The organism is Kribbella sp. NPDC050459, assembly GCF_040655315.1.
GTDB lineage: Bacteria > Actinomycetota > Actinomycetes > Propionibacteriales > Kribbellaceae > Kribbella.
On record NZ_JBFAJQ010000003.1, the window covers coordinates 791,474 to 816,723 of the forward strand.

Below are 25,250 nucleotides of genomic sequence, written 5' to 3' on the forward strand. Positions count from 1 at the left end.
AGCGTTCGGGTGAGATGACTGAGCTCAGTGAGGTTGAGAAGGCGGCGGCCGGTCGGCCGACGGTGCTGGTGACGTTGACGGGCACCGACCGGCCGGGGCTGACGTCCGCGGTGCTGTCCACGCTCGCGACCCGCGGGCTCGAGGTGATCGACGCCGAGCAGGTCGTCCTCCGGGGCCGGCTGATCCTCGGTGTGCTGCTCTCCGCCCCGCGCGACCACAAGGACCTGAAGGACGAGCTGAAGGCGCTCGCGAACGTCCTGGACGTCGACATCTCGGTGAAGAAGGGTGTCGGCGACAACGAGCCGCGGCGCAAGGGCCGCAGCCAGGTGACCGTGATCGGGCACCCGCTGTCGGCCGCCGGGCTGGCCGCGGTCGCCGGGCGGATCGCCGACACCGGCGCCAACATCGACCGGATCAGCCGGATGGCGCGCTACCCGGTGACCGCGATGGAGTTCGCCGTGTCCGGCGCCGATCCGGACGCGCTGCGGACCGTGCTCGCGCAGGAAGGCGTCCGGCAGAAGCTCGACATCGCCGTCCAGGACGGCGGGTTGTACCGGCGGGCCAAGCGGCTGATCGTGATGGACGTCGACTCGACGCTCATCCAGGGCGAGGTCATCGAGATGCTCGCCGCGCACGCCGGCCGGCTCGCCGAGGTCGCCGCGGTCACCGAGCAGGCGATGCGCGGCGAGCTCGACTTCGCCGAGTCGCTGCGGCACCGGGTCGCGGCGCTCGAAGGTCTGCCCGCGACCGCCCTCGACGAGGTGTACGCCGCGATCGAGCTGGCGCCCGGCGCACGCACGCTGGTCCGGACGCTGAAGCGCCTCGGGTACCAGTTCGCGATCGTCAGCGGCGGGTTCAGCCAGATCACCGGCAAGCTGGCCGCGGAGCTCGGGATCGACTACGCGAAGGCCAACGAGCTGGAGATCGTCGACGGCACGCTCACCGGCCGTGTCGTCGGCGAGATCGTCGACCGGCCCGGCAAGGCGACCGCGCTGCGCCGGTTCGCCGAGCTGTCCGGTACGCCGCTGACCCAGACCGTAGCGATCGGCGACGGCGCGAACGACCTGGACATGCTGGCCGCCGCAGGCCTCGGCGTCGCGTTCAACGCCAAGCCGGTCGTCCGCGCCGCCGCCGACACCCACCTGAGCGTGCCGTACCTGGACACGATCCTCTATCTGCTCGGCATCACCCGCGAAGAGGTCGAGGCGGCCGACGCCGACACCCCCGCCTGATCACGACGATGCGGCAGGATCGGTCGCATGGACTTCACGCACCGCCCCGCAACCCTTGACGACGCGTCCGCGATCCACCGGCTGATCGCCGCCGCCGAGCAGCTCTGGCACGGACAGACCGACCGGGGTCCGGACGCCGTGGCCGCCGACCTGCAGCGCCCGCTCATCACCCTCGAGCTCGACACCCGCGTGATCGAGGCGCCGGACGGTGAGCTCGTCGCCTGGGCGTGGGTCCACGGCGGGCGGCGCGCGCAGGTCGACGTGCATCCGTCGTACGTCGGTCGCGGCCTCGGGACCCAGCTGCTCGACTGGGCGGAGGCGCGCGCCCGCGAGCACGGCAGCGATTGGCTGGCGCAGACGGTCGACGACGCGGACACGGCCGGCACCGACCTGCTCCGCGCCCGCGGGTACGACGTACTGGCGACCAACTGGTTGCTCGAACGCCCAGTCACCGGCGACGCACCAGTCCTGCCCGAAGGCGTGACGCTGCGGCCGTTCGCGCCGGGTGACGCGCGCGCGGTCCACCAGGTCGTGCAGGACGCCTTCGACGAGTGGCAGCCGCGGCGGCACGAGTACGACGAGTGGGCCGGGACGAGTATCGAGCGCGCCAGCTTCGACCCCGAGGCGTCACCGGTCGCGGTCGCCGGCGACGAGATCGTCGGCGCCGTCATCAGCCTCGAGCTCCCCGACTCCCCCGACGGGTACGTCGACCAGGTCGCCGTCCGGCGGGACTTCCGCGGCCGCGGGCTGGCGCGGGCACTGCTCACGTATGCCGCGGCGGCCGCCGGGCGGCGGGGCAAGCAGACGCTGACGCTCTGGACGCACTCCGGCACCGGGGCGCTCGCGATGTACGAGCGGCTCGGGATGTCGGTCCGCCGCAGCACGACGGTTTACCGGACTGCGCTGTGAGCTGTTGACACACCGCCGTGAGAGCGCTCACATTGGCCTCATCCACCGCCCCTGGAGGTCGACATGCGGATCCGCCCCCTCGCACTCGCCCTGGTCGTCCCGCTGCTCGCCGTCGTCTCGATCGGCGTCGCCGCGCAGGCCGACGTACCCACTCCACCCGCCGGCTGGTCCACGGTGTGGAGTGACGACTTCAACGGGCCCAGCGGCAGTCTGCCGTCGGGCTCGAACTGGATCATCGACACCGGCCACGGCTACCCGGGCGGCCCCGGGAACTGGGGCACCGGCGAGATCCAGAACTACACCAACAGCCCGAACAACGTGTCCCTGGACGGTGCCGGGAACCTCCGGATCACGCCGCGCCGGGACGCGGCCGGCAACTGGACGTCGGCCCGGATCGAGACCCAGCGCGGCGACTTCAAGCCGCCGTCCGGCGGGGTCCTCGCGATCGAGAGCCGGATCCAGATGCCGAACGTCACCGGCGACGCCGCGCTCGGCTACTGGCCGGCGTTCTGGGCGCTCGGGTCGCCGTACCGCGGGAACTACTGGAACTGGCCGGGAATCGGCGAGTTCGACATCATGGAGAACGTCAACGGGATCAACTCGGTCTGGGGCGTGCTGCACTGCGGCGTGAACCCCGGCGGCCCGTGCAACGAGACCACCGGCCTCGGCGCCAGCCGCGCGTGCCCGGGCTCGACCTGCCAGTCCGGGTTCCACACCTACCGGTTCGAGTGGGACACGTCGGTCTCGCCGAACCAGTTGCGCTGGTACGTCGACGGCCAGCAGTTCCATTCGCTCAGCCAGAGCCAGTTCCCGGCCGACACCTGGTCGAACATGACCTCGCACGCCGGCTACTTCGTGCTGCTGAACGTCGCGATCGGCGGCGCGTTCCCGGACGCGCTGAACGGGCCGACGCCGCGCGCCTCGACCGTCCCGGACCGGCCGATGGTCGTCGACTATGTCGCGGTGACCGCCAAGGGCGGCGGCACGACGACTCCCCCGACGACACCGCCGCCGGGCGGCTCCTCGGCGTACAGCACCCTGCAGGCGGAGTCGTACGCGCAGCAGTCGGGCATGGGCCTGGAGACCACGACCGACACCGGCGGCGGCCAGAACCTGAAGCAGATCGGCAACGGCGACTGGGCGCTGTACCGCGGGATCGACTTCGGCAGTACCGCGGCGACGCAGTTCGTGGCGCGGGTCGCGTCCGGTGCCGCGGGCGGGGTCAGCGGGCTGGTCGAAGTACGGCTGGACAGTCGCAGCAACGCGCCGATCGGCAGCTTCGCGATCGCCAACACCGGCGGCTGGCAGTCCTGGCGCACCGTCCCCGCCAACATGGCGTCCGTGACCGGCACACACGACGTCTACATCACCTTCACCAGCGGCCAGCCGGCCGACTACGTCAACCTGAACTGGTTCACGTTCGGCCACTGAGGTACCTAGCACCTATTCTTCGGCTTATGTCAGAACTGCAGGGTGGGCCGGGTGCCCTGTTCGCCATCGGCGGCGCCGAGGACAAGCTGAAGAAGCGGACGGTGCTGCAGGAGTTCGTCGAGGCGGCAGGCGGGTCCAAGGCGCGGATCGTGGTGGTGCCCACCGCGTCCGCGCTGGGCCCCGACGTCGTCGACGTGTACCGCGCGCTGTTCGCGGCCCTCGGCGCCGAGAGCGTGGTCGGCGTCCGCCCGGAGAACCGGGAGGACGCCGACGACCCGGCCTTCATCGCCCCGCTGAACGACGCGACCGGCATCTTCATGACCGGCGGCAACCAACTCAAGCTCGCGGGTGTCGTCACCGGCACGGCGTTCGGCCGCGCGGTCACTGCCGCCCATGCACGCGGCGCGGCCGTCGGCGGTACGTCGGCGGGCGCCAGCATCCTGGCCGAGCACATGATCGCGTTCGGCCGCTCCGGCGCCACCCCGCGGCAGCGGATGAGTCAGCTGTCCGGCGGTCTCGGCCTGGTCCAGGGCGCGATCGTCGACCAGCACTTCGCCCAGCGGAACCGGTACGGCCGGCTGCTGTCGCTGGTCGCGCAGTCCCCCGGCCTGCTCGGGATCGGCGTCGACGAGGACACCGCGGCGGTCGTCCGCGGCAGCCACCTGGAGGTCGTCGGCCGCGGCGCCGTGACGATCTTCGACGGCACCCGGATCACGTCGAACGCCCACAACGCCAAGCGGTCCGAGCCGATCCTGGCGTCCGGCGTCGTCCTGCACGTCCTGCCGGCGACCGCGACGTTCGACCTGCAGAACCGGGTGCTGCTGTCGTACGGCCCGCAGCCGGCCGCCTCGGAGTACGCCGAGCTCGCGGCCGCCGAGGCGGACCTGCGCAAGCTCGCGAAGGAGATCGCCGCGGAGGGGGTGTCACCGGCGTACTACGCCGAGCGGAAGCGGCGGGCGGGCCGCCGGGCGAATAAATCTGCCGCGGCCGGGGAATCCAGACCGGAGGCGACCGAGCCCCTGACCAGACCAACACAGGCGGCCGGCGCCGACCCGCTGCACCCTGCGTCCCCCGACCGCACGCTCCCAGAACAGTGACCCCCCAATGACCGAAACCCACGGCACGCCCGCCCCCGACCTGAAGATCATCGAGACCCGCGTGTACCGCGGCCCCAACGTCTGGAGCTACGACCCCGCGATCCACCTGGTCGTGGACCTCGGCTCGCTGGAGAACTTCCCGTCGAACACGATCCCCGGCTTCACCGAGCGGCTGCTCGGCGACCTCCCCCGGCTCGACCAGCACCACTGCTCCCGCGGCCGCAAGGGCGGGTTCATCGAGCGGCTGTACGAAGGCACCTGGCTCGGCCACATCGCCGAGCACGTCTCGCTGCAACTGCAGCAGGAGGCCGGCCACGACATGCGTCGCGGCAAGACGCGGCAGGTGAAGGGCTCGCCTGGCGTCTACAACATCGTCTACGCGTACGCCGACGAGGCGGTCGGGCTCGCGGCGGGTGAACTCGCCGTCCGGTTCGTGAACAACCTCGTCCAGCCCCAAATGAAGGATGGACAGCCGGCGTTCGACTTCACCACCGAGCTGGAGAAGTTCATCAAGCAGGCCGAGCGGACCGCGTTCGGCCCGTCCACGCAGGCGATCGTGGACGAGGCGGTGTCCCGCGACATCCCGTGGATCCGGCTCAACAAGGCCAGCCTGGTGCAGCTCGGGCAGGGCGTGCACGCGAAGCGGATCCGGGCCACGATGACGTCGGAGACCGGCTCGATCGCGGTCGATGTCGCCAGCGACAAGGACCTGACCACCCGGCTGCTCGCATCGGCCGGCCTGCCGGTGCCGCGCTCGGAGTCGGTGCGGACGGTCGAGGAAGCGGTCTCGGTCGCGCACAAGATCGGGTACCCGGTGGTGTGCAAGCCGCTCGACGGCAACCATGGCCGCGGCGTCTGCCTGAACCTGCAGGACGCGGACGCCGTCCGCGAAGCGTTCCCGATCGCCGCCGAGCAGTCCCGGCGCGGATTCGTGATCGTGGAGAACTTCGTCACCGGCAAGGACTACCGGTGCCTGATCATCAACGGCCGGATGGAGGCGATCGCCGAGCGCGTGCCCGCGCACGTCGTCGGCGACGGCATCCACACCGTGGCCGAGCTGGTCGACATCACCAACGCCGACCCGCGGCGCGGCGTCGGGCACGAGAAGATCCTCACCCGGATCACGATCAACAACGCGGCCCGCCAGCTGGTCCGCGACCAGGGGTTCGAGCTGGACGACGTACCGCCCGAGGACGTGATGGTGAAGCTGACACTCACCGGCAACATGTCCACCGGCGGGATCTCGATCGACCGGACCTGGGAGGCGCACCCGGAGAACGTCGAGATCGCCGAGGAGGCGGCCCGGATGATCGGGCTCGACATCGCCGGGATCGACTTCATCTGCCCCGACATCACCCAGCCGGTGCGCGAGACCGGCGGCGCGATCTGCGAGGTGAACGCGGCGCCCGGGTTCCGGATGCACACCAACCCGACGGTCGGCGAACCGCAGTACATCGCCAAACCCGTGGTGGACATGCTGTTCCCGCCCGGTGCGGTCAGCCGGATCCCGATCGTCGCGGTGACCGGGACGAACGGGAAGACGACGACCTCGCGGATGATCAGCCATGTCTTCAAGGGCATGGGCCGCAAGGTCGGGATGACGTCCACCGACGGCATCGTGATCGACGAGCGGCTGGTGATCCGGCAGGACGCGTCCGGCCCGAAGTCCGCGCGGATGGTGCTGCAGAACCCGCGCGTCGACTTCGCGGTGTTCGAGGTGGCGCGCGGCGGGATCCTGCGCGAGGGCCTCGGGTACGAGCGCAACGACGTGGCCGTCGTGCTGAACGTCCAGCCCGACCACCTCGGGCTGCGCGGCATCGAGACGCTCGAGCAGCTCGCCGATGTGAAGGCCGTGCTCGTCGAGGCCGTGCCGCGGACCGGGTACGCCGTACTGAACGCCGACGACCCGCTGGTGCGGAAGATGCGGCGCAAGTGCTCGGGGCAGGTCGTGTGGTTCAGCATGGCCGAGCAGGGCAGCGAGATCCGCGACTACATCGAGGGCCACTGCCGCCGCGGCGGGCGCGCCGTGGTGCTGGAGCGGTCGGACCTCGGCGACATGATCGTCGTCAAGCACGGCCGCCGGTCGATGCAGCTCGCGTGGACCCACTTGCTGCCGGCAACGTTCGGCGGCCGGGCGATGATGAACGTGCAGAACGCGATGGCGGCCGCGGCGGCGGCGTTCGCGGCGGGTGCGCCGCTGCACGACATCCGGCAGGGCCTGCGGACGTTCAACACGTCGTACTACCTGTCGCCGGGCCGGCTGAACGAGATCGACGTCGACGGGCGCAGCGTGATCGTCGACTACTGCCACAACGCGCCCGCGATGCGGATGCTCGGTGACTTCGTCGACCGGCTCGGCGAGAGCCTGAGCGCGTCGTCCGAGGTCGGGCGGCCGTCGCGGATCGGCGTGATCGCGACCGCGGGCGACCGGCGCGACGACGACATCCGCGAGCTCGGCGAGGTCGCGGCCCAGCACTTCGACGTGGTCGTGGTCCGCGAGGACGCCCGGCTGCGGGGCCGCAAGCGCGGCGAGTCGGCGGAGCTGGTCACGGCCGGGGTGCGGGCCGCGATGGACAACGGCGCGCGGTGCCGGCGGGTGGACGTCGTCCTCGATGAGCTCGAGGCGGTCCGGTTCGCGCTGGAGCGGTCGAACCCGGGTGATCTCGTGGTGTTGTGCGTCGATCAGCACCAGTCCGTGCTCGCCGAGCTCGAATCGGTGTCGCATCTCGCGCAGGCCGGCGCCCGGTCGGGTGACGAGGGCGGCGACCCGGACTTCGTGCAACCCGACGAAGAGATCACAGAGGACCCCGCGCGGGAACTTGCCTAGGGCACGTCTCGTTGGCCGTTGCGTGAAGACGAGGCTATTGCTGCTGTTCGTGCCCTTCCTGCTCGCCGGTTGCGGATCGAATGCGACGCAGGAGGTCGCGGCCGGCACCCCCGGCGTACTCGTGGAGGACGCGTGGGTGCGGGCGACGACCGGCGCGAAGGACGCCACGATGACGGCCGCGTTCATGGCGCTGACCAACCCCGGCGACACCGACGTGAAGTTGACCTCGGCAACTTCACCGGTGGCCGGCGTGGTGCAGCTGCACGAGATGGCGACCCAGGACGGCAAGATGGTGATGCGTGAGAAGACCGGCGGGGTCACGGTCCCCGCCGGATCCCACGCCCACCTCTCCCCCGGCGGCGACCACATCATGCTGATGTCGCTGAAGCACCCCCTGAACCCCGGTGACGAGGTGCCCCTCACCCTGAAGTTCTCCGACAACACCACTCACGACCTCAAAGTCCCCGTCAAAGCCTTCACCGAAGAAGAAGAGCACTACCACCCCACTCCCCGATGACCACACCCACCAACGGCCCCTCGCGGCGGCGGGTGCTCGGCTTCGGCGGGGTGGCTGCTGCTGGGGCCGTGGCCGGCGCGACAGGTGTTGTTGCCGTTGGCGCCGATCGGACTACGGTGCAGCCTCCGGCGCGGGCGATCTCGCCGTACGGAACGCATCAGGCGGGGATCGCACGCGCGGCGCCGGCGTCGGCCGAGCTGGTGGCGTTCAAGCTGTCCACGGATCGGGCCGGGCTGGGACGCCTGATGCGGCTGTGGACCAACGACATCGTCGCGCTGGCGGACGGACGTCCGGCGCCCGGCGACACCGCGCCGGAGTTGGCGGTCGCGAACAAAGGGCTGACCGTGACGGTCGGGTTCGGGCCGCGGGTGTTCGACCTGACCGGACAGCGGCCGGCCGGCCTGGACGATCTGCCGGTGATGCGGCACGACCGGCTGGAAGCCGGTTGGTCGGGCGGGGATCTGCTGGTGATGGTCGGCGCGGACGATGCGGTGAGCGTGGTGCATGCCGTCCGGCGGCTGGTCGCGGACGCGAAGCCGTTCGCGACCCCGGTCTGGCGGCAGACCGGCTTCTGGGACAGCACCGGCGCGAACGGCGAACCGGTCACCGGCCGCAACCTCTTCGGCCAGGTCGACGGCACCGGGAACCCCGCCTTCGGTACGCCGGAGTTCGACCGGACCGTCTGGTCGGCCGACGGCCCCGACTGGTTCCGCGACGGTACGACGCTCGTCGTCCGGCGGATCCGGATGAACCTCGACACCTGGGACGAGCTGACCCGCTCCGAGCAGGAACGCGCCGTCGGCCGCAAACTGTCCACCGGCGCACCGCTGACCGGCACCGCCGAGCACGACGACCTCGACCTCGAGGCCCGCGACGCCGACGGCCGCCCGGTCATCGCGCAGAACGCCCACGCCCGGCTCTCCCATCATTCCGAGAACGACGGCCGCCGGATCTTCCGCAAGGGCCTCAACTACGTCCACGACACCGGCGCGACCCGCGAGTCCGGCCTGATCTTCCTCAGTCACCAGGTCGACATCGCCGGCCAGTTCCTCCCGCTGCTGACCCGGCTGGACGCCGTCGACGCCCTCAACGAGTGGACGACCACCATCGGCTCCGCCGTCTTCGCCCTCCCGCCCGGTTTCCGGCCCGGCGAGTGGCTCGGCCAGAAACTTCTCAGCTGACCTGTCACCCTGCGACGCTCGTCATGGCGTTGTAGGGGTGTGGGGATGACAGCCGAGGACGACTTCGACGAGTTCGTGCGCGCGCGGTGGAGCGCGACCGCACGACTCGCGTACGCCCTGACCCTGGACCACCAGAAGGCCGAGGACCTGGCGCAGGACGCGTTCACCAAGCTCTGGTTCCACTGGCGGAAGCTGCGGACCGGCAGTCCCGAGGCCTACCTCCGCAAGATCGTCACCAGCACCTTCCTGTCCGGACGACGCCGCCGCTGGCACGGCGAACACCCGACCGACACGCCGCCGGAATCCACCGTCGACGCCGGCACCACGCAGGTGGAGGAACGCCTCGCCCTCCGCGAGGCGATGGCACGCCTCAGCCCGCGCCAGCGCGCCGCCGTCTACCTCCGGTACGCCGAGGACCTGCCCGAGCGGACTGTCGCCGACCTCCTCGGATGCTCCGTCGGAGCCGTCAAGCAACACACCCGGCGGGGCCTGGAGACGCTCCGCGTCGACATCACATTCGACACCCCGGACGAGCTGGCCGACCTGGCCGGAAAGGAGATCCGATGACCGACGACCCGAACCAACTGCCCGCGGAGCTGGGCGCGAAGTTGGCCCTGCTCACCGCCGAGCGCCCCGAGCCCGCCGACCCCGCCGTGCCGGTACGACTGCGGATCAAGCGCCGCCAGGTACGTCGCCGTACCACCGCCGCGGCGATCTCCGCGGCGGCGGTGACCGCGGTCGTCGTGGTGGCGAGCGCGGCGCTCGGCTCGCTGCGGTCCGCGGAGCCAGGCGTCGCCACCTCTTCGTCGACGGCCCCTACACCCGCGCTGCAGACCCAGCATCTCGACTTCAAGTACACCCCGCTTCCGTCGCCCTGGTCCGACGAGCCGGCGTTCACGACGCAGCCGGACTCACTCAAGTACGCACCGGCTTTCTACGTCGCCCGGGGCAGCATCCCGAACGAGAGCTGGGCAGTCGCGTCGTACATCAGGTCCGGCTGCCTCGTCGTCACCGACGAAGGTCCGGCGAAGGCCTTCGGCGGCGCCGACGCCTGCTTCACCGAGAACTGGCAGCCAGGGCAACTCGCGCAGTACCGGGCCGTCCCGGCGGATGTCCCGAACCTCTCGTCGCCGATGCACCTCACGCTGGTCATGGGCGCCGTGGCCGCCGACGCACGCAAGGTCCGGGTCACCGCCGGCGGCAAGACCTACGACACCGACGCCGTCGGTACGCCGAACAGCAGCCGCCTACGCTTCTTCGCGCTGGTCATCGACGCGGCCGACGTCACCTCCGTCACCCCGCTGACCGCCACCGGCCAGCAGGCGCCCGGCCCGCGTGGACGCTGAACAAGGTCGCACCGGGTAGCTGTGCTCCAGGTGTGGAAGGGCGGTTCCCGGACACCGATCAGCCTATGGTTGAACCTTCACCTAGAGAGCCCTCTCCGGCGTGTTGCCGACGGGCGAGCAGGCGCCGGCGCGGTTCGATCTCGTCGATCCAGTCGAGGTCGTCGGACAGGACGGCGTCGTTGGACCGATCGGCGTACGGGTCCGGCGGCGGCGGTGCCGGCGGCAGGGCGCGGAGTTTGAGGGCCACCATCGGGATCGCCAGCAGGACGCCGACCACCATCCACGGCCAGTACTCACGCAGCAGCGGCTCGAAGGACTGGAAGAAGGCCTCGGTCGAGGCGTTGCCGACGGCGTCCATCGGCTTCCCGGTCGACCGGCTGACCAGCCGGACCGACGCCACGATGCCGAAGCAGACCAGGTAGAACCCGGCCAGCGGGAGCCAGGACCCCACCGACCGCCAACCGCGCTTCCAGCACGCGACGTACAGCAGGAGCGCGAGCCCGGCCCCGACCAGCAGCCCGTTGAGCTGCCACAGCCACCGCCAGTCGGCCAGCTGCTCGGCCGGGCGCAGCGCGCTCCAGGCCACCGGCAGCGCCAGCGCGAACGCGGCGACCACCGAACTGCGGGCGCCGAGGGCGCCGAAGAACCCGCCGAGAGCGCTTGCCACCAGCAACGTGATCAGCAGGTCGCGCTCGCCGAAGGAGTTCCCGGTCAGCCACCACATGCCCGCGGCAACGACCAGCACCACCGGTACGGCGATCCGGATCCGCCCGATCAGCAGCCCCGCCAGCACCCCGCCGGCGAAGCCGCCGAGCACCACGAGGTCGATCCGCGGCGGCACGAAGGACGTCGTACCCTCCGGCAGGCCCTTCAGGTAGGTCGCGGAGAAGCCGCCCACGAACCAGGCGACCACCGCGGCCGGGATCGACCACAGGTAGCGCATCACAACCCCGTTCCCACCCCGACAGTCCCGTTGCGGGGGCGGAAGGGGCTAGCGCTGGGCTCTCTCGACCTTGCTCTTCAAGGTCTCCGGTGTGTCGACAGTAGCCCCCTCGGACCGCAACCAGTCGTCAAGACTCGCCCGATGCTGCAGAGACATCACCGCCACCACGTCGCCGGGCCGGGCCTCCGCGACCAGCGCCTGCGCCGCCGCCAGCTCGGTCGGGAACGCCGGTACGTCGGTCACGCCGACCGAGGCGGCCCCCTCGCGGAACACCGCCTCGAGCTCCTCCGGCGGCCGTCCGCGCAGGTAGTCGCTCTTGTGGCCGATCGCCACCCGGTCGGTGGCCCGCGCGCCCATCGCGCCGAGCGCCGCGACCATGTCGTCGGCCCGGTCCCCCGGCGATCCGAGCGCCAGCATCAGCCGGCCGCCTTCCGGCCGGACGCCGTTCATGATCTCGAGCAGCGCCTCCAGCCCGGCCTCGTTGTGCGCCAGGTCGATGACGACGGTGAAGCCGCGCAGCGAGTACATGTTCATCCGGCCGGGGTTGTTCTCGTTCGGCGCGAACGTGCTCAGTCCCTCGATCACGGCGGCCCGCGGCAACCCGAGGCCGAGCGCCGCCGACGCCGCGGCCAGCGTGTTCTCGACGTTGTAGTGCGACAGCCCGGACAGCGTCATCGGTACGTCGACCACCTTGAGCAGCGGCTCCGGGTCGCGGGCGTTGTCGAGCACCGTGACGAACCCGTCCAGCACGGTCGTCGCGCGGCCGCCCTCGTCGAGCACGGTCCGGATCGACGGCGAGTCGGGGTCGCGGGAGAACACCCAGCACTTGGCCGGCGAGCCCAGCCGCATCGCGAACGTCCGCGGGTCGTCGCCGTTCACCACGCACCAGCCGCGCGGCCGGGTGATCTGGGTGATCACGGCCTTCACCTCGGCGAGCTGGTCGACGGTGTCGATCCCGCCCAGGCCGAGGTGGTCCGCGGTGACGTTGGTCACCACCGACACGTCGTTGTACGCGACGCCGATGCCGCGGCGCAGAATCCCGCCGCGGGCCGTCTCGGTGACCGCGAGCTGGATGCCCGGCTGCGACAGCACCTGTCCCGCGCCGCTCGGGCCCGAGAAGTCGCCGTACTTCACCAGTTCGCCGTCGAAGTACACGCCGTCGGTGCTCGACCAGCCGACGTGCAGCCCGGCGGCCCGCCCGATGTGCGCGATCATCCGCGACGTGGTGGTCTTGCCGTTCGTCCCGGTGACCGCGACCACCGGCACCTTCGGCCGCAGCGTCGGCGGCGGGTTGCCCGGCGGCTCGTCCCGGACCCGCTCGCCGACCGAAGCGATCAACTCGGTCAGGTCATCGGCACCGAACGCGTCGAGCACCTCGACGATCGCGGCGCCGAGCGCCCGCGCGCGGCCCTCGTGCGCCCACGGGAACGCCACCACGAGCCGCCGTACGTCGGCCTCCGGCCGGACCCGGACCCCGATCCGGCCGATCCCGGCCTCGCGGGCGATCCGCCGGACGACGTGGCCGACGACCCGGATCGCGAACCGCTGCCGGAAGCCGGACCCGATCCGGCCGGGACGGGTGGCGCCGAGACCGATCGCCTGCGCGTACGCCTTCGCCGCCGGTGCCGGCGCGTCCGCGATCGCCGACACGTCCAGCGTCAGCTTGATCGCGGCGCGGCTGAAGTAGAGGTTGGCGCCGTCGAGAACGCGGAGCTCCACCAAGGACGTTGCCACTACGCTCCCATCGCGTGGTAACCGCCGTCGACGTGCACGATCTCGCCGGTCGTCGCGGGGAAGAAGTCACTGAGCAGGGCGACGATGGTCCGCCCGGTGGGCTCGAGGTCCGACGGGTCCCAGCCCAGCGGGGCCCGGTCCAGCCACGGCTCCTCGAACTTCTCGAAGCCCGGGATCGCCTTCGCGGCCAGGGTCTTCAGGGGACCGGCCGAGACCAGGTTGCAGCGGATGCCCTGGGCGCCGAGGTCCCGCGCCAGGTACCGGTTGGTGGATTCGAGGGCAGCCTTGGCCACACCCATCCAGTCGTACCCGGGCCAGGCCACGGTCGCGTCGAAGGTCATCCCGACGACGCTGCCGCCGCGGCTCATCAGCGGCGCGCAGGTGACGGCGAGCGCCTTCAGGCTGTACGCCGACACCTGCACGGCCTGCGCCACGTCGTCCCACGGGCCGTCCAGGAACTTGCCGCCGAGGATCGTCTCCGGGTTGCCGTACGCGATCGAGTGCACGACCCCGTCCAGCCCGTCGACGTGCTCGCGGACGGCGTCCGGCAGCGCGGCCAGGTGCTCGGCGTTCGTGACGTCGAGCTCCAGGACCGGCGGCTCGGTCGGCAGCCGCTTCGCGATCCGCTTGGTGATGCTCAGCGCGCGGCCGAAGTTCGAGATCAGCACGGTCGCGCCCTGTTCCTGCGCGACCTTGGCCGTGGCGAAGCCGATCGACGAGTCGAGGGTGACTCCGGCGACCAGGATCCGCTTGCCGTCGAGGATGCCCATCAGTTGCCCATCCCGATCCCGCCGTCGACCGGGATCACCGCGCCGGTGATGTAGCCGGCCTCGTCCGACGACAGCCAGCGGACCGCGTTCGCGATCTCTTCGGTCAGGCCGAAGCGGCCGAGCGGGATCTGGCTCAGGTACTGCTTCTGGGTCTCCTCCGGCAGCACCGCGGTCATGTCGGTCTCGACGAAGCCGGGGGCGACCACGTTCGCGGTGATGCCGCGGCTGCCCAGCTCGCGGGCGATCGAGCGGGCCATGCCGATCAGGCCGGACTTGCTGGCCGCGTAGTTCACCTGGCCGGGCGAGCCGAGCAGGCCGACCACCGACGAGATGAACACGATCCGGCCCTTGCGCAGCCGCAGCATGCCCTTCGCGGCCCGGCGGGCGACCCGGAACGAGCCGGTGAGGTTGGTCTGCAGGACCGCGTCCCAGTCGTCGTCGGACATCCGCAGCAGCAGCGTGTCGCGGGTGATGCCGGCGTTGGCCACCAGCACCTCGACCGGCCCGTGCTGCTCCGCGATCGTGTCGAACGCGGCGTCGACCTGCTCCTGGTCGGTGATGTCGCACTTGACCCCGAGGAAGCCCTCCGGCGGCGGGCTGGTGTTGTACGTGACCGCGACCTGGTCGCCCGCTTCCTTGAATGCGGTCGCGATCGCCAGCCCGATCCCGCGGCTACCGCCGGTCACCAACACTGACCTACCCACAAGCCCTCCTCACATCGCCGGACGGAGGAACGCTATCCCACCGGGGCGGGTGCTCCCGACTTCGCGGGACCTGTCAGGAGTCTTCGAGCCGGAAGCCGACCTTCATCGTCACCTGGTAGTGGTCGATCTGGTTGTCGGAGAGGTGGCCGCGGATGTCGGTCACCTCGAACCAGTCGAGGTGCCGCAGCGTCTCCCCGGCACGGGTGATCCCGTTGGTGATCGCCTGGTTCAGACCCTCTTTCGAGGTGCCCACGATCTCGGTGACCCGGTAGGTGCGATCGGTCATGACGAACCTCTCTCCAGCCTGGCCACGCCCGGGCTCGGTTGCCGAACCGGCGCGGCGTACCGTTGTTGTGAGGAGGATAGATGTCGAAACGCCAGGAGCGGAGCGACGCCACGGTCATCTCGGTGACGAGCGCGCAGCCCGGCCGGTCCGAGGACCTGGACAGCCGGATCGTGCGCTACGCGTGGATGATGTCGATCCGGATCGTCTGCTTCGTGCTCGCCGTCGTCACGCCGTCGCCGTGGCGCTGGCTGTTCGTCGTCGGTGCGATCGCCCTGCCGTACTTCGCGGTGGTGCTGGCGAACGCCCACCGGTCCTCGACCCAGCCCGCCGCGGACCCGTACGTGGCGCCCGCCCGGCCCGCGATCGGGGACCGTCCGACGGTCGTCGTGCGGGCCGACAACGACACGCCCGACGACCCTTCCGGCGACCCTTCCGAGGACCGTCCGGCCGACACCGAAAAGTGATCTCGGCCGGGACTGGAAAACTTGGACTGATCCGTGTCAGAATCTCCCGCGTGCTCTGAAGTTCATCAGTGAAATTCAGGGACTTGATGCGGCGTCGGACGGCTCCCCCCGTGGCTGTCCGACGTCGCTTCATTTTGCCCAGGCTATTGATTATTGAGACATCAGGAATGCAGAGGAATGGCACCCGCGGATGACTGAAGAAGGCACACCTGCGGTCTGCTCCGCCAAGGGCTGCGGGAACCCGGCGACCTGGGCCTTGCTGTGGAACAACCCGAAGATCCACACCCCCGACCGGCGCAAGACCTGGCTGGCGTGCGACGAACACAAGGACAGCTTGTCCGACTTCCTCGAGCGCCGGTCATTCCTGCGCGAGGTCGAGCCATTCGTCAGGTGAATACCTAGTACCGAAAAAGCACATTTCCGGATTGGGCCGGTATGACCGTCAACCGCCGATCGCGGACATCGGCCGCGCGGGTTGCAGGAAGCTCGGGTCGTTGATGCCGTGACCCGGCAGTTTGTTGAGCATCGCACGACGCCAGCGATCGGCCAGCTCGGCGTCGTCGGCGCCGGCCCGCAGCGCGCTCCGCAGGTCCGACTCGGTGCGCGCGAACAGGCAGTCCCGGACCTGGCCGTCGGCGGTCAACCGGACCCGGTCGCAGTCCCCGCAGAACGGGCGCGTCACCGAGGCGATGATGCCGACGGTTCGCGGCCCGCCGTCGACCAGGAACGACTCGGCCGGCGCACTGCCGCGCTTCGAGGCGTCGTCCGGTGTCAGGTGGAACCGCTCGGTGAGCATGCCCAGGATCTCGTCCGCGGTGATCATCGTCGTCCGGTCCCAGCCGTGCTGGGCGTCCAGCGGCATCTGCTCGATGAACCGCAGTTCGTAGCCGCGTTCGAGGCAGAACTCCAGCAACTGCGGCGCATCCGCGTCGTTCACGCCGCGCATGAGGACCGCATTCACCTTCACCGGCGTCAGGCCGGCGTCGTGCGCGGCCTGCAGGCCCGCGAGCACGTCCTTCAGCCGGTCCCGCCGGGTGAGCTTCTGGAACGTCTCCGCGTCGACCGTGTCGAGGCTCACGTTCACGCGGTCCAGACCGGCCTCCTTCAGCGCGGCCGCCGAGCGCGCCAGGCCGATCCCGTTCGTGGTCAGCGACACCTCGGGGCGCGGGTCGAGGCTCGTCGTCCGGGCGACGATGTCGACCAGGCCGCGGCGCAGCAGCGGTTCGCCGCCGGTGAAGCGGATCTCGTGCACGCCCAGGTGCGTGACGGCGATCGACACCAGGCGGACGATCTCGTCGTCGGTGAGCAGCTCGGGCTTCGCCAGCCAGTCCAGGCCCTCTTCCGGCATGCAGTACGTGCACCGCAGGTTGCACCGGTCCGTGAGCGAGACGCGCAGGTCGGTCGCGACCCGGCCGTACCGGTCCGCAAGCCCTGTTCGCGTCACTTCCGGGGTCACCGTCACGCCCCCAGCGTACGTGCCGCGCGCCGGTCGTTTCAGGGCATGGCTTAAGTTCGAGACGTGGGTCGCTTGATGAACGTCCGCTGGATCGCCGCCGCGCTCGGCGTGCTCCTCCTCGCCGGCGTGTGTGTGCAGCTCGGTCGCTGGCAGCTGCACCGCCTCGACGAACGCAAGGCGCGCAACGAGGTGACCCGGACCAACCTCGCGGCGCCCGCAGCGCCGATCGACCAGATTGTCGGCCCGCCGGGTGTCGTGGGTGACCAGCACGCGTGGCGGACCGCTGTCGTCACCGGGCGGTACGACGCCTCGAAGCAGGTGGTGCTGAAGTACCGCAACGTGCAGGACAAGCCCGGCTTCGAGATCGTCACACCGCTGGTCCTCGCCGACGGCAAGGCGGTGCTCGTCGACCGCGGGTTCCTGGCCCGGCAGAGCTCGGAGCTGATGCCGCTGCACGTTCCCCCGGTGCCGGCCGGTGAGGTGACCGTCACCGGCCGCCTGCAGCGCAGCGAGCGCGGTGGCCGCACGAACGGCGGCACCCCGGACGACGGTACGGCGCGGCTCATCAACGGGCCCGACTACGCGAAGGTGCTCGGGCTGGACCTGTACGACGGCTACCTCACGATCGACAAGCAGGAACCGGCCAACGACCCGGCGTTCAGCGGGTTCCCCGGTCCGGAGATCGACGACGGGCCGCACTTCTTCTACGCGCTGCAGTGGTTCTTCTTCGCGCTGCTGGCGCTCGGCGGCCTGGTGTACTTCTCCCGCCAGCAGACCCGGGACGCCGGTCCGCAGCCGCCAGTTGTTGCTGCGCGCAACGAAACCCCGGAACCCGTGAAGCACGGCGACTGACGCGCTGTTTGCCGTTGGCCACGAACGGTCGAGGTGCGCGGCCGGGGGCGGTGCGGCAGGATGGTGGTGTGGACCTTGGACTACGCGACCGCACCTACATCGTCACCGGCGCCAGCGCCGGGCTCGGTTTCGCCACCGCGAAGGCGCTGGCCGCCGAAGGTGCCCGGCTGGTCATCTCCAGCCGCAACGAGGAATCGATCGCGCGCGCGGCCGCCGAGCTCGGCGAGAACGTCGTGGGCATCCCGGTCGACAACGCGGCCCCGGACAGCGCGGAGCGGCTGGCCGCGACCGCGATCGCCAAGTGGGGTGCGCTGCACGGCGCGCTGATCAGCGTCGGCGGTCCGCGCGCCGGGACGGCGCTGGACACCGACGAGGAGGACTGGCGGGCGGCGTTCGACAGCGTGTTCCTCGGCGGCCTGCGGATCGCTCGCGCGGTCGCCCGGGCGGGCGCGGAGGACACCTCGATCGCGTTCGTGCTGTCGTCGTCGGTGAAGTCGCCGATCAACGGGCTGGCCATCTCGAACGGCCTGCGGCCCGGGCTCGCCATGGTGGCCAAGACACTGGCCGACGAGCTCGGGCCGAACGGGATCCGGGTGAACGGGCTGATGCCGGGCCGGATCGCCACCGACCGGCTGAAGGAGCTGGACGGCAGGTCCGCCGACCCCGACGCCGCCCGGCGTGCCGCCGAGAAGACCATCCCGCTGCGCCGCTACGGCTCCCCCGACGAGTTCGGCCGCGTCGCCGCGTTCGTCCTGTCCCCCGCCGCGTCGTATGTCACCGGCGCGATCATCCCGATCGACGGCGGCGCCCTCCGCGCTCTCTGAGAGCCTCCATCACCCCCACTGGCCGGGGACGTAGTCGCCGGCCGGCTGCTGGGTGATGACGTTGAGGCGGTTCCAGGTGTTGATGCCGGCGATGGCCGCGACCAGGGCGCCGAGCTGCTCCTCGTCGTAGTGCTTGGCAGCGTTCAGCCAGACGTCGTCGGGAACGCCGCCGGCGGCGTCGGCGATCCGGGTGCCGGCTTCGGCCAGCGCGAGCGCAGCGCGCTCCGCCTCGGTGTAGACGGTGGCTTCGCGCCAGGTCGCGACCAGGTTGATCCGGACCGCGGTCTCGCCGTGGTGCGCGAGGTCCTTCGAGTGCATGTCGACGCAGTAGGCGCAGCCGTTGATCTGGCTGACCCGCAGCTCCACCAGCTCCAGTGTGGCCAGCGGTACGCCGGCGTCCATCGCACCCCGGGCCGCGGTGTTGAGGTGCTTGACGAACTTGCCGAGGACGGGGTTGGTGAACAGATCCAGGCGAGCGTCCATAACAGGTGTCTCCTAGCGAATGAGCAGGTTGATGACACCTATTCCGACAAGGTAGGCAGGCGGGTTGTGAGGTGACGTCAGTCACCAATCCGATTGCCCTGCTCGTCCCAGTGCTCGGCGACCTTCTTGCTCGGCTGGACCCGCGGCGGCTCGCCCGGCATCTTCGGATAGTCCGGCGGGAAGTTCAGCTCGCCGCCGGGCAGTTCCTCCCACAGCCGCAGCAGGGCGTCCAGCGGGTACGCCGTTTCGTCCATACCGGCCCACGGGTCGCCGTCGGTGAGGTACTCCGGAACTGTGTGCAGGTTGAAGGCGCGCGGATCGTCGAGCTCGGCGAGCCGCTCCCAGGTCACCGGCGTACTGACCGGGGCGCCCGGCCGGGGCCGCAGTGACCAGGCGCCCGCGACGGTGCGGTCGCGGAGGTTCTGGTTGAAGTCGAGGAAGATCGAGGCCTCGCCGCGCTCCTCCTTCCACCAGGCGGTGGTGACGCCGTCGTCGCGGCGCTCGAGCTCGCGGCCGAGGCCGATCGCGGCGTGCCGGACCTCGTCGAAGGTCCACTCCGGCCGGATCCGCACGTAGATGTGGATGCCCCGGTTGCCGCTGGTCTTCGCGTACCCGCGCAGGCCCAGCTCCTCCAGGAGCTCCCGGGCGACGCCGGCCACCCGGCGCGCGTCGGCGAAGGTCGCGCCCGGCTGCGGGTCGAGGTCGATGCGCAGCTCGTCGGGATGCTCGAGGTCACGGCTGCGGACGGCCCATGGATGGAAGGTCAGCGTGCCCATCTGAGCCGCCCACACGGCCGCGGCGGGCTCGGTCAGGCACAGCTCGTCGATCGGGCGGCCGTTCGGGGTCAGGACCCTGCAGGTCACGAGCCAGTCCGGCGCGCCCTTCGGAAGGCGCTTGGAGTAGAAGCCGTCTCCGGTCTGCCGGCCGGTCGCGTCCACCGACAGCGTCATCCCCTCGCGCCACCCGCCGGGCCAGCGCTCCAGCGCGACCGGCCGGTCGCCGGACGCGTGCATGAACGCGGGAGCGACGCTGATGAAGTACCCGCAGACCTGCAGCTTCGTGACCTCCGGAGCCCACTCGGTCGCCTCGTAGACCACCCGCTCGGGACTGGACACCCGGACCTCACGGTCCCCCACGGTGAGCATCACCGGTGTGCTCTTCGCCATGCAGCGACCGTATCGCCCCGGCCGGACACAGCGGCCGGATTTCCGTGCGCCGCACGGGAACGGCAACTTTTCTCGACCTCTGGCCACGGTAGGTGACCGAGCGGTAACGTTCCTGCACCTCGTTCCTGGGGCGTGAGGCCTCCGGGACACCTGACAAGGAGCGCGAGGATGAGCAGATCCGCCCTGTTCGCCGCTGCGACTGCAGTGGCGACCACCACCGCCCTCGGACTGACCAGCGCCACCACAGCAACGGGAGCGCCGACGGCGTCCCCTGTCCCCAGCCCCGCCGCGGCCGTCGCCAAGGCCAAGGAGGCGATCAGCGGCAACCTGACCGCGCTGCGGGCCACCACGGCCGACGCGTTCGTGGTCAAGGACGTGATCGTCGATCAGGACGGCTCCAGCCACGTCCGGATGGACCGCACCATCGGCGGCCTCCCGGTCCTCGGCGGCGACGTCGTCGTCCACCAGTCCAAGGACGGCGCCTTCAAGGGCGCCAGCCTGACGCTGAGCAAGAGCGCGAACGTCGGCCGGACGCCGAAGCTCGGCAGCGCGACCGCGACCGCGAAGGCGGTTGCCAAGGGCCTCAAGGCCGACGGCAAGCCGAGTCTGGTGATCGAGGCCCGCAAGGGCGCGCCACGGCTCGCCTACCTGGTCACGGCGGTCGGCACCCAGGCCGACGGCACGCCGAGCCGCATCACCACGACCGTCGACGCCCTGACCGGCGCGAAGCTCGTGAGCGAGCAGCACATCGAGACCGCGACCGGCGACGGCAAGAGCCTGTACAGCGGGACCGTGCCGCTGCAGACCTCCACGGCGACCGGCGGCTACACGCTGACCGACGCCACCCGCGGCGGCGGCTACACCGCCGACGCGAACAACAAGACCGACTCGCTGCTGTGCCAGCTGTTCGGGTTCGGCTGCACGGCCCCGACCCGGTTCACCGACGCGGACAACCACTGGGGTACCGGGGTCAACACCGACCGCGCCACGGCGGCCGTCGACGCGCACTACGGCGCCGCGACGACGTTCGACTACTACAAGAACGTGCACGGCCGCAACGGCATCTTCGGCGACGGCAAGGGCGTCCCGAGCCGCGTGCACTACGGCTCGAACTACGTGAACGCGTTCTGGGACGGCAAGCAGATGACGTACGGCGACGGCGACAACGTCGTCGCGGGTCCGCTGGTCTCGATCGACGTGGCCGGCCACGAGATGTCCCACGGCGTCACCGAGCACACCGCGAACCTGACCTACTCCGGTGAGTCCGGCGGTCTGAACGAGGCCACCAGCGACAACTTCGGCACCCTGGTCGAGTTCTACTCCAACAACGCCTCCGACCCCGGTGACTACTACATCGGCGAGGAGATCATGAAGGACCGCCCGGCGCTGCGGTTCATGGACAAGCCGAGCAAGGACGGCAACTCCGCGGACTGCTGGTCGTCCGGGGTCGGCAATCTCGACGTGCACTACTCCTCGGGCGTGGCGAACCACTTCGCCTACCTGCTCGCCGAGGGCACCGGCGCGAAGACGATCGGCGGCCTGCCGCACAACGCGTCGACCTGCAACGGCACGACGCTGGCCGGCATCGGGCGCGACAAGCTCGGCAAGATCTGGTTCCGCGCGCTGTCGACGTACATGACCAGCGGTACGACGTACGCGCAGGCCCGGACCGCGACGCTGAACGCGGCCACCGACCTGTACGGCGCCAGCAGCCCGGAGCGGGCCGCGGTCGCCGCCACCTGGTCCGCTGTGAGCGTCAACTGACGCAGTAGGTCTCGTCGGGTCCTGTCCCACTGGGGCGGACAGGACCCGACGAACAAACGCTTTGTCCCCGTTATCGCATTGCCCTCTGCTTTGTGCGGACCTACCGTCACAGACATGGGTGGGGACTCCGGGGAGGGGCCGCGACTACGGACCGCGCGGCCGGTACTGCTCGTCGTCGACGCTGACCCGGAGCGTCTGGAGCGGTGCGAGACAGAGCTGGATCGTGGTTTCGGCGCGGACTTCCGGGTCCGCGGCGAAGTGACGGCAGCTGCCGCGCTCGACTGCCTGCGGCGGGCGCGCGACTGGGAGCAACGGGTCGCGGTCGTGATGGTCGACCATTCGCTGCCCGACGACGAGCGGGCCGAGATCCTCGCGGCGTCGCGGACACTGCATCCCGACGCACGCCGCGCGCTGCTGATCGAGTGGGGCGCCTGGGCGGAGCGGACGACGGCGTCGGCGATCCTGTCCGCGATGTCGGTCGGCGACATCAACTACTACGTGCTGAAGCCGTGGATCGCCCACGACGAGCTGTTCCACCGGACGGTGGCGGAGTTCGTCCAGGAGTGGTCGCGGTTCGAGGTCGCCAATCTGCGCGAGGTGGTCGTGATCGCTGCCGCGAACTCGGTCCGCGGTCAGGCGGTGCGCAGCCTGCTGGCCCGCAACGGGATCCCGAGCGCGTTCCGGGAGAGCGGCTCGGCGCTCGCGAACGACGTCCTGGAGTTCACCGGCGAGCCGGATCCCGGCGACGGGGTGCTGGTGTGGATGCCCGCGGTCGGCGGTACGGTCCTGCACGATCCGACCGACGTCGAGATCGCCGAGGCGTGGGGCGTCCCGACCACCCTCGCGCCCGACGCGGACAGGTCCTTCGACCTGCTGGTCGTCGGCGCCGGACCGGGTGGGCTGGCCGCGGCTGTGTACGGGTCGTCGGAAGGGCTGCGGACGCTGGTCGTCGAGCGCGAGTCGATCGGCGGCCAGGCGGGCACCAGTTCGCTGATCCGCAACTACCTGGGGTTCTCGCGGGGCATCCGCGGCTCGGAGCTGGCCCAGCGCGGCTACCAGCAGGCGTGGGTGTTCGGGGCGCACTTCCTGCTGATGCGCACGGTGGAGCGGCTCGAGAAGCGCGGGGACGTGTTCGTCGCGGAGATCGGCGAACTGGGCGAGGTCACGGCGCGGGCCGTCGTCCTGGCGAGCGGCGTGTCCTACCGGCGCCTCGCCGTACCGTCGCTGGAGAAGCTCGTCGGGGCCGGGGTGTACTACGGCGCGAGCGTCTCGGAGGCGCACGGGTTGAAGGACCGGGACGCGTGCGTGGTCGGCGGCGGGAACTCGGCCGGCCAGGCGGTCCTGCACCTCGCGCGGTACTGCCGCCGGGTGCTGCTGGTGATCCGTGGCGACGACCTGTCCGCGAGCATGTCGCAGTACCTCATCGACGCGATCGACGCCGCGGACAACATCACCGTCCGGGCGTCGAGCGAGGTGGTCGGCGGGGGCGGCGAGGGCCGGCTGCAGGAGGTCGTCCTGCGGGACCGGCGGACCGGTGCCGAGGAGACGATCCCGGTCGACGGATTGTTCGTGATGATCGGTGCGGTTCCCGGGACCGAGTGGCTGCCGGAGCAGGTGGGACGGGATCCGCACGGGTTCGTGCTGACCGGGTCGGACGCCGCGGCGGATCCCCGGTGGCACGAGGAGCGGCCGCCGCAGCCGTACGAGACGACGGTGCCCGGGCTGTTCGCGGTCGGGGACGTGCGGAGCGCGTCGGTGAAGCGGGTGGCGTCCGCGGTCGGTGAGGGATCGGTGGTGGTCTCGCAGATCCACACCCATCTCAAGGTTCGTTCGGATGCTTGAGCGCCGGTTCGTGTACTCACCGGCGATGGTCGGCCTGACCGCGCTGGTGCTGATGATCCCGCTCGCGGGCCTGATACTGCTGCTGCAAAGGCCACAGCTCGACGTGCACTTCGAGCACCACCCCACGCACTTCTGGCTCGTGCTGCTGACCGCCGCGCTCAGCGCCGTCCTCGCCTACACGACCGGAGCGGCCGCCGTACGACGGGGTGACGCGCGGGTGCTGTTCGTGTCGCTGGCATTCCTGTCGGCCGCCGGGTTCCTGGGTCTGCACGCGCTGGCGACGCCGAAGGTGCTCCTGGACACGCCCAACGCCGGGTTCACGCTCGCCACACCGGTAGGCGTGGCGCTGGCGTCGGTGTTCGCGTTCCTGTCGAGCCTGACCGTCTCCGGCATCACGTTGGGTCGAAGGCTGCGGGTCGCTCTGCTCGTGCTGATGGCGTTGTGGGCACTGGCCTCGGTGTTGCGGTTGTGGCCGCTGCACGGCCGCGCCGTTCCCGAGGTTGCCGACGGCATCCTCGCCGCGCTCGCCATACCGACCATCCTGCTGTACGTCGTCGCCGCGGCCCGGTACCTGCGGACGTGGTGGGCTCGGCCCTCGCTCATGCTGCTGTCGATGATCTCCGCGTTCGTGTTGCTCGGGGAGGCGATGGTCGCGCTGGTGTTCGCCCGCAACTGGGCGCTGTCGTGGTGGGAGTGGCACGTGCTGCTGCTCTCCGCGTTCGTGCTGGTCGTCGTGGGCGTCCGGATCCAGTGGTACGAGGAGCGGTTCGCCGACCTGTACCAGGAGGACACCGTGTCCGGGCAGCGCGAGCTGAGCGTGCTGTTCGCGGACCTGCAGGGGTTCACCGCGTTCTCCGAGCAGCACGAGCCGGCCGAGGTCACGGCGATGCTCAACACGTACTTCGAGGTCGTCGTACCGCCGGTGGTCCGGCGGCACGGCGGCGACGTGGACCGGATCATCGGGGACGCGCTGATGGTCACGTTCAACAAGCGCGGCGACCAGCCTGACCACGCGCGGCGGGCGGCCGAGGCCGGTCTGGCGCTGCAGGAGGCGGCCACCGCCGTCCGGGCGGCGCACCCGAACTGGCCGCAGTTCCGGGTGGGGGTCAACAGCGGGATCGCGTCCGTCAGCCTGCTCGGGACGGAGGGCGGACGGACCCACACGGTCATCGGCGACACGGTGAACGTGGCGTCGCGGATCGAGGGCAAGGCTCCGGGCGGGGCGGTCGCGATCGGGGCGGCCACGAAGGCGCTGCTGCCGCAGGCCCGCACCGAGTCGCTCGGACTGGTGAGCTTGAAGGGCAAGGCCGAGCCCGTCGAGGTGTTCCGGCTGGTCGCGCTCGGGTGAATGATCACCCGTGCCTTTCGGACGGGCACCGGGTGTTCACGTGTTGGACCTTGGAACGGCCGCGTGCCGGTGTG

The 25,250-nt window shown here is 70.8% G+C and carries 24 protein-coding genes; 16 read left to right on the forward strand and 8 right to left on the reverse strand.

Annotation, left to right across the window (positions count from 1 at the left end; all coding sequences use genetic code 11):
* Nucleotides 1-14: 14 nt before the first annotated feature.
* From serB to AB0I12_RS15060, 9 genes are all read left to right on the forward strand, one after another.
* Nucleotides 15-1,232, forward strand: coding sequence for a phosphoserine phosphatase SerB (serB, locus tag AB0I12_RS15020; protein WP_359929383.1), 1,218 nt, complete (start codon nt 15-17; stop codon nt 1,230-1,232).
* 27 nt (nt 1,233-1,259) lie between these two features.
* Entirely contained in the window at nt 1,260-2,141 is an 882-nt protein-coding gene (locus tag AB0I12_RS15025; RefSeq protein WP_359929385.1) for a GNAT family N-acetyltransferase, read from the forward strand.
* Nucleotides 2,142-2,204: 63 nt separating this feature from the next.
* Entirely contained in the window at nt 2,205-3,572 is a 1,368-nt protein-coding gene (locus AB0I12_RS15030) for a glycoside hydrolase family 16 protein (protein ID WP_359929387.1), read from the forward strand.
* 26 nt (nt 3,573-3,598) lie between these two features.
* Nucleotides 3,599-4,669 (forward strand): cyanophycinase, encoded by a 1,071-nt coding sequence (locus AB0I12_RS15035; protein ID WP_359929389.1) that lies wholly within the window; start codon nt 3,599-3,601, stop codon nt 4,667-4,669.
* A gap of 7 nt (nt 4,670-4,676) precedes the next feature.
* Nucleotides 4,677-7,496 carry a cyanophycin synthetase gene (gene cphA / locus AB0I12_RS15040; RefSeq protein WP_359929391.1) on the forward strand — a complete coding sequence of 940 codons (2,820 nt, stop codon included), beginning with the start codon at nt 4,677-4,679 and terminating at the stop codon, nt 7,494-7,496.
* 22 nt (nt 7,497-7,518) lie between these two features.
* Nucleotides 7,519-8,013, forward strand: coding sequence for a copper chaperone PCu(A)C (locus AB0I12_RS15045; RefSeq protein WP_359929393.1), 495 nt, complete (start codon nt 7,519-7,521; stop codon nt 8,011-8,013).
* On the forward strand, nt 8,010-9,194 hold the full coding sequence (locus AB0I12_RS15050; protein ID WP_359929395.1) for a Dyp-type peroxidase: 1,185 nt from the start codon (nt 8,010-8,012) through the stop codon (nt 9,192-9,194). Before AB0I12_RS15045 ends, AB0I12_RS15050 begins: the two co-directional genes overlap by 4 nt.
* 45 nt (nt 9,195-9,239) lie before the next feature.
* Entirely contained in the window at nt 9,240-9,761 is a 522-nt protein-coding gene (locus AB0I12_RS15055; protein ID WP_359929397.1) for a SigE family RNA polymerase sigma factor, read from the forward strand.
* A complete protein-coding gene (locus tag AB0I12_RS15060; RefSeq protein WP_359929399.1) occupies nt 9,758-10,540 on the forward strand; it encodes a hypothetical protein in 783 nt (260 codons plus the stop codon). The genes AB0I12_RS15055 and AB0I12_RS15060 overlap by 4 nt, the downstream gene beginning before the upstream one ends.
* A gap of 58 nt (nt 10,541-10,598) precedes the next feature.
* Here the strand turns inward: AB0I12_RS15060 and AB0I12_RS15065 are convergent, their stop codons facing one another.
* The 5 genes from AB0I12_RS15065 to AB0I12_RS15085 all read right to left on the reverse strand — a co-directional run bounded on the left by AB0I12_RS15065 (nt 10,599) and on the right by AB0I12_RS15085 (nt 14,977).
* Nucleotides 10,599-11,483, reverse strand: coding sequence for a hypothetical protein (locus AB0I12_RS15065; protein ID WP_359929401.1), 885 nt, complete (start codon nt 11,481-11,483; stop codon nt 10,599-10,601).
* 48 nt (nt 11,484-11,531) lie between these two features.
* Nucleotides 11,532-13,217, reverse strand: coding sequence for a Mur ligase family protein (locus tag AB0I12_RS15070; RefSeq protein WP_359929402.1), 1,686 nt, complete (start codon nt 13,215-13,217; stop codon nt 11,532-11,534).
* Nucleotides 13,217-13,987, reverse strand: a complete 771-nt coding sequence (gene fabI, locus AB0I12_RS15075) for an enoyl-ACP reductase FabI (protein WP_359929404.1) — start codon at nt 13,985-13,987, stop codon at nt 13,217-13,219. The genes AB0I12_RS15070 and fabI overlap by 1 nt, the downstream gene beginning before the upstream one ends.
* Complete coding sequence (gene fabG, locus AB0I12_RS15080; protein WP_359929406.1) at nt 13,987-14,691, reverse strand: 3-oxoacyl-[acyl-carrier-protein] reductase; 705 nt, start codon at nt 14,689-14,691, stop codon at nt 13,987-13,989. The genes fabI and fabG overlap by 1 nt, the downstream gene beginning before the upstream one ends.
* Before the next feature lie 73 nt (nt 14,692-14,764).
* Nucleotides 14,765-14,977 (reverse strand): dodecin, encoded by a 213-nt coding sequence (locus AB0I12_RS15085; RefSeq protein ID WP_350863729.1) that lies wholly within the window; start codon nt 14,975-14,977, stop codon nt 14,765-14,767.
* 80 nt (nt 14,978-15,057) lie between these two features.
* On the opposite strand from AB0I12_RS15085, the gene AB0I12_RS15090 reads away from it, so the two are divergent.
* Both AB0I12_RS15090 and AB0I12_RS15095 read left to right on the forward strand, forming a co-directional pair.
* Nucleotides 15,058-15,441 (forward strand): DUF3099 domain-containing protein, encoded by a 384-nt coding sequence (locus AB0I12_RS15090; RefSeq protein ID WP_359929408.1) that lies wholly within the window; start codon nt 15,058-15,060, stop codon nt 15,439-15,441.
* 190 nt (nt 15,442-15,631) lie between these two features.
* Nucleotides 15,632-15,835: a hypothetical protein gene (locus tag AB0I12_RS15095; RefSeq protein WP_359929410.1), complete on the forward strand. Its 204-nt coding sequence runs from the start codon at nt 15,632-15,634 to the stop codon at nt 15,833-15,835.
* Nucleotides 15,836-15,883: 48 nt separating this feature from the next.
* Here the strand turns inward: AB0I12_RS15095 and moaA are convergent, their stop codons facing one another.
* Nucleotides 15,884-16,903, reverse strand: coding sequence for a GTP 3',8-cyclase MoaA (gene moaA, locus AB0I12_RS15100; protein ID WP_359929412.1), 1,020 nt, complete (start codon nt 16,901-16,903; stop codon nt 15,884-15,886).
* 57 nt (nt 16,904-16,960) lie between these two features.
* Between moaA and AB0I12_RS15105 the strand changes: the two genes are divergently transcribed.
* Nucleotides 16,961-17,749: an SURF1 family protein gene (locus AB0I12_RS15105; protein ID WP_359929414.1), complete on the forward strand. Its 789-nt coding sequence runs from the start codon at nt 16,961-16,963 to the stop codon at nt 17,747-17,749.
* A gap of 68 nt (nt 17,750-17,817) precedes the next feature.
* The gene (locus tag AB0I12_RS15110) at nt 17,818-18,573 is read left to right on the forward strand and encodes an SDR family oxidoreductase (RefSeq protein ID WP_359929416.1); all 756 of its coding nucleotides are present in this window, start codon (nt 17,818-17,820) and stop codon (nt 18,571-18,573) included.
* 9 nt (nt 18,574-18,582) lie between these two features.
* On the opposite strand, the gene AB0I12_RS15115 is transcribed toward AB0I12_RS15110, so the two are convergent.
* Both AB0I12_RS15115 and AB0I12_RS15120 read right to left on the reverse strand, forming a co-directional pair.
* The gene (locus tag AB0I12_RS15115; protein ID WP_355690554.1) at nt 18,583-19,056 is read right to left on the reverse strand and encodes a carboxymuconolactone decarboxylase family protein; all 474 of its coding nucleotides are present in this window, start codon (nt 19,054-19,056) and stop codon (nt 18,583-18,585) included.
* Nucleotides 19,057-19,133: 77 nt separating this feature from the next.
* Nucleotides 19,134-20,222: a DNA primase small subunit domain-containing protein gene (locus tag AB0I12_RS15120; RefSeq protein ID WP_359929418.1), complete on the reverse strand. Its 1,089-nt coding sequence runs from the start codon at nt 20,220-20,222 to the stop codon at nt 19,134-19,136.
* 168 nt (nt 20,223-20,390) lie between these two features.
* On the opposite strand from AB0I12_RS15120, the gene AB0I12_RS15125 reads away from it, so the two are divergent.
* The 3 genes from AB0I12_RS15125 to AB0I12_RS15135 all read left to right on the forward strand — a co-directional run bounded on the left by AB0I12_RS15125 (nt 20,391) and on the right by AB0I12_RS15135 (nt 25,176).
* A complete protein-coding gene (locus AB0I12_RS15125; RefSeq protein ID WP_359929419.1) occupies nt 20,391-21,986 on the forward strand; it encodes a M4 family metallopeptidase in 1,596 nt (531 codons plus the stop codon).
* Nucleotides 21,987-22,100: 114 nt separating this feature from the next.
* Nucleotides 22,101-23,828: an FAD-dependent oxidoreductase gene (locus tag AB0I12_RS15130; protein WP_359929421.1), complete on the forward strand. Its 1,728-nt coding sequence runs from the start codon at nt 22,101-22,103 to the stop codon at nt 23,826-23,828.
* The gene (locus tag AB0I12_RS15135; protein ID WP_359929423.1) at nt 23,821-25,176 is read left to right on the forward strand and encodes an adenylate/guanylate cyclase domain-containing protein; all 1,356 of its coding nucleotides are present in this window, start codon (nt 23,821-23,823) and stop codon (nt 25,174-25,176) included. Before AB0I12_RS15130 ends, AB0I12_RS15135 begins: the two co-directional genes overlap by 8 nt.
* The last annotated feature ends 74 nt before the right edge of the window (nt 25,177-25,250 follow it).

Coding starts and splice junctions, on each gene's coding strand:
- serB (WP_359929383.1), top strand. CDS start 15: ATGACTGAGCTCAGTGAGGTTGAGAAGGCGGCGGCCGGTCGGCCGACG.
- AB0I12_RS15025 (WP_359929385.1), top strand. CDS start 1,260: ATGGACTTCACGCACCGCCCCGCAACCCTTGACGACGCGTCCGCGATC.
- AB0I12_RS15030 (WP_359929387.1), top strand. CDS start 2,205: ATGCGGATCCGCCCCCTCGCACTCGCCCTGGTCGTCCCGCTGCTCGCC.
- AB0I12_RS15035 (WP_359929389.1), top strand. CDS start 3,599: ATGTCAGAACTGCAGGGTGGGCCGGGTGCCCTGTTCGCCATCGGCGGC.
- cphA (WP_359929391.1), top strand. CDS start 4,677: ATGACCGAAACCCACGGCACGCCCGCCCCCGACCTGAAGATCATCGAG.
- AB0I12_RS15050 (WP_359929395.1), top strand. CDS start 8,010: ATGACCACACCCACCAACGGCCCCTCGCGGCGGCGGGTGCTCGGCTTC.
- AB0I12_RS15055 (WP_359929397.1), top strand. CDS start 9,240: ATGACAGCCGAGGACGACTTCGACGAGTTCGTGCGCGCGCGGTGGAGC.
- AB0I12_RS15060 (WP_359929399.1), top strand. CDS start 9,758: ATGACCGACGACCCGAACCAACTGCCCGCGGAGCTGGGCGCGAAGTTG.
- AB0I12_RS15065 (WP_359929401.1), bottom strand. CDS start 11,483: ATGCGCTACCTGTGGTCGATCCCGGCCGCGGTGGTCGCCTGGTTCGTG.
- fabI (WP_359929404.1), bottom strand. CDS start 13,987: ATGGGCATCCTCGACGGCAAGCGGATCCTGGTCGCCGGAGTCACCCTC.
- AB0I12_RS15085 (WP_350863729.1), bottom strand. CDS start 14,977: ATGACCGATCGCACCTACCGGGTCACCGAGATCGTGGGCACCTCGAAA.
- AB0I12_RS15090 (WP_359929408.1), top strand. CDS start 15,058: ATGTCGAAACGCCAGGAGCGGAGCGACGCCACGGTCATCTCGGTGACG.
- AB0I12_RS15095 (WP_359929410.1), top strand. CDS start 15,632: ATGACTGAAGAAGGCACACCTGCGGTCTGCTCCGCCAAGGGCTGCGGG.
- AB0I12_RS15115 (WP_355690554.1), bottom strand. CDS start 19,056: ATGGACGCTCGCCTGGATCTGTTCACCAACCCCGTCCTCGGCAAGTTC.
- AB0I12_RS15120 (WP_359929418.1), bottom strand. CDS start 20,222: ATGGCGAAGAGCACACCGGTGATGCTCACCGTGGGGGACCGTGAGGTC.
- AB0I12_RS15125 (WP_359929419.1), top strand. CDS start 20,391: ATGAGCAGATCCGCCCTGTTCGCCGCTGCGACTGCAGTGGCGACCACC.
- AB0I12_RS15130 (WP_359929421.1), top strand. CDS start 22,101: ATGGGTGGGGACTCCGGGGAGGGGCCGCGACTACGGACCGCGCGGCCG.
- AB0I12_RS15135 (WP_359929423.1), top strand. CDS start 23,821: ATGCTTGAGCGCCGGTTCGTGTACTCACCGGCGATGGTCGGCCTGACC.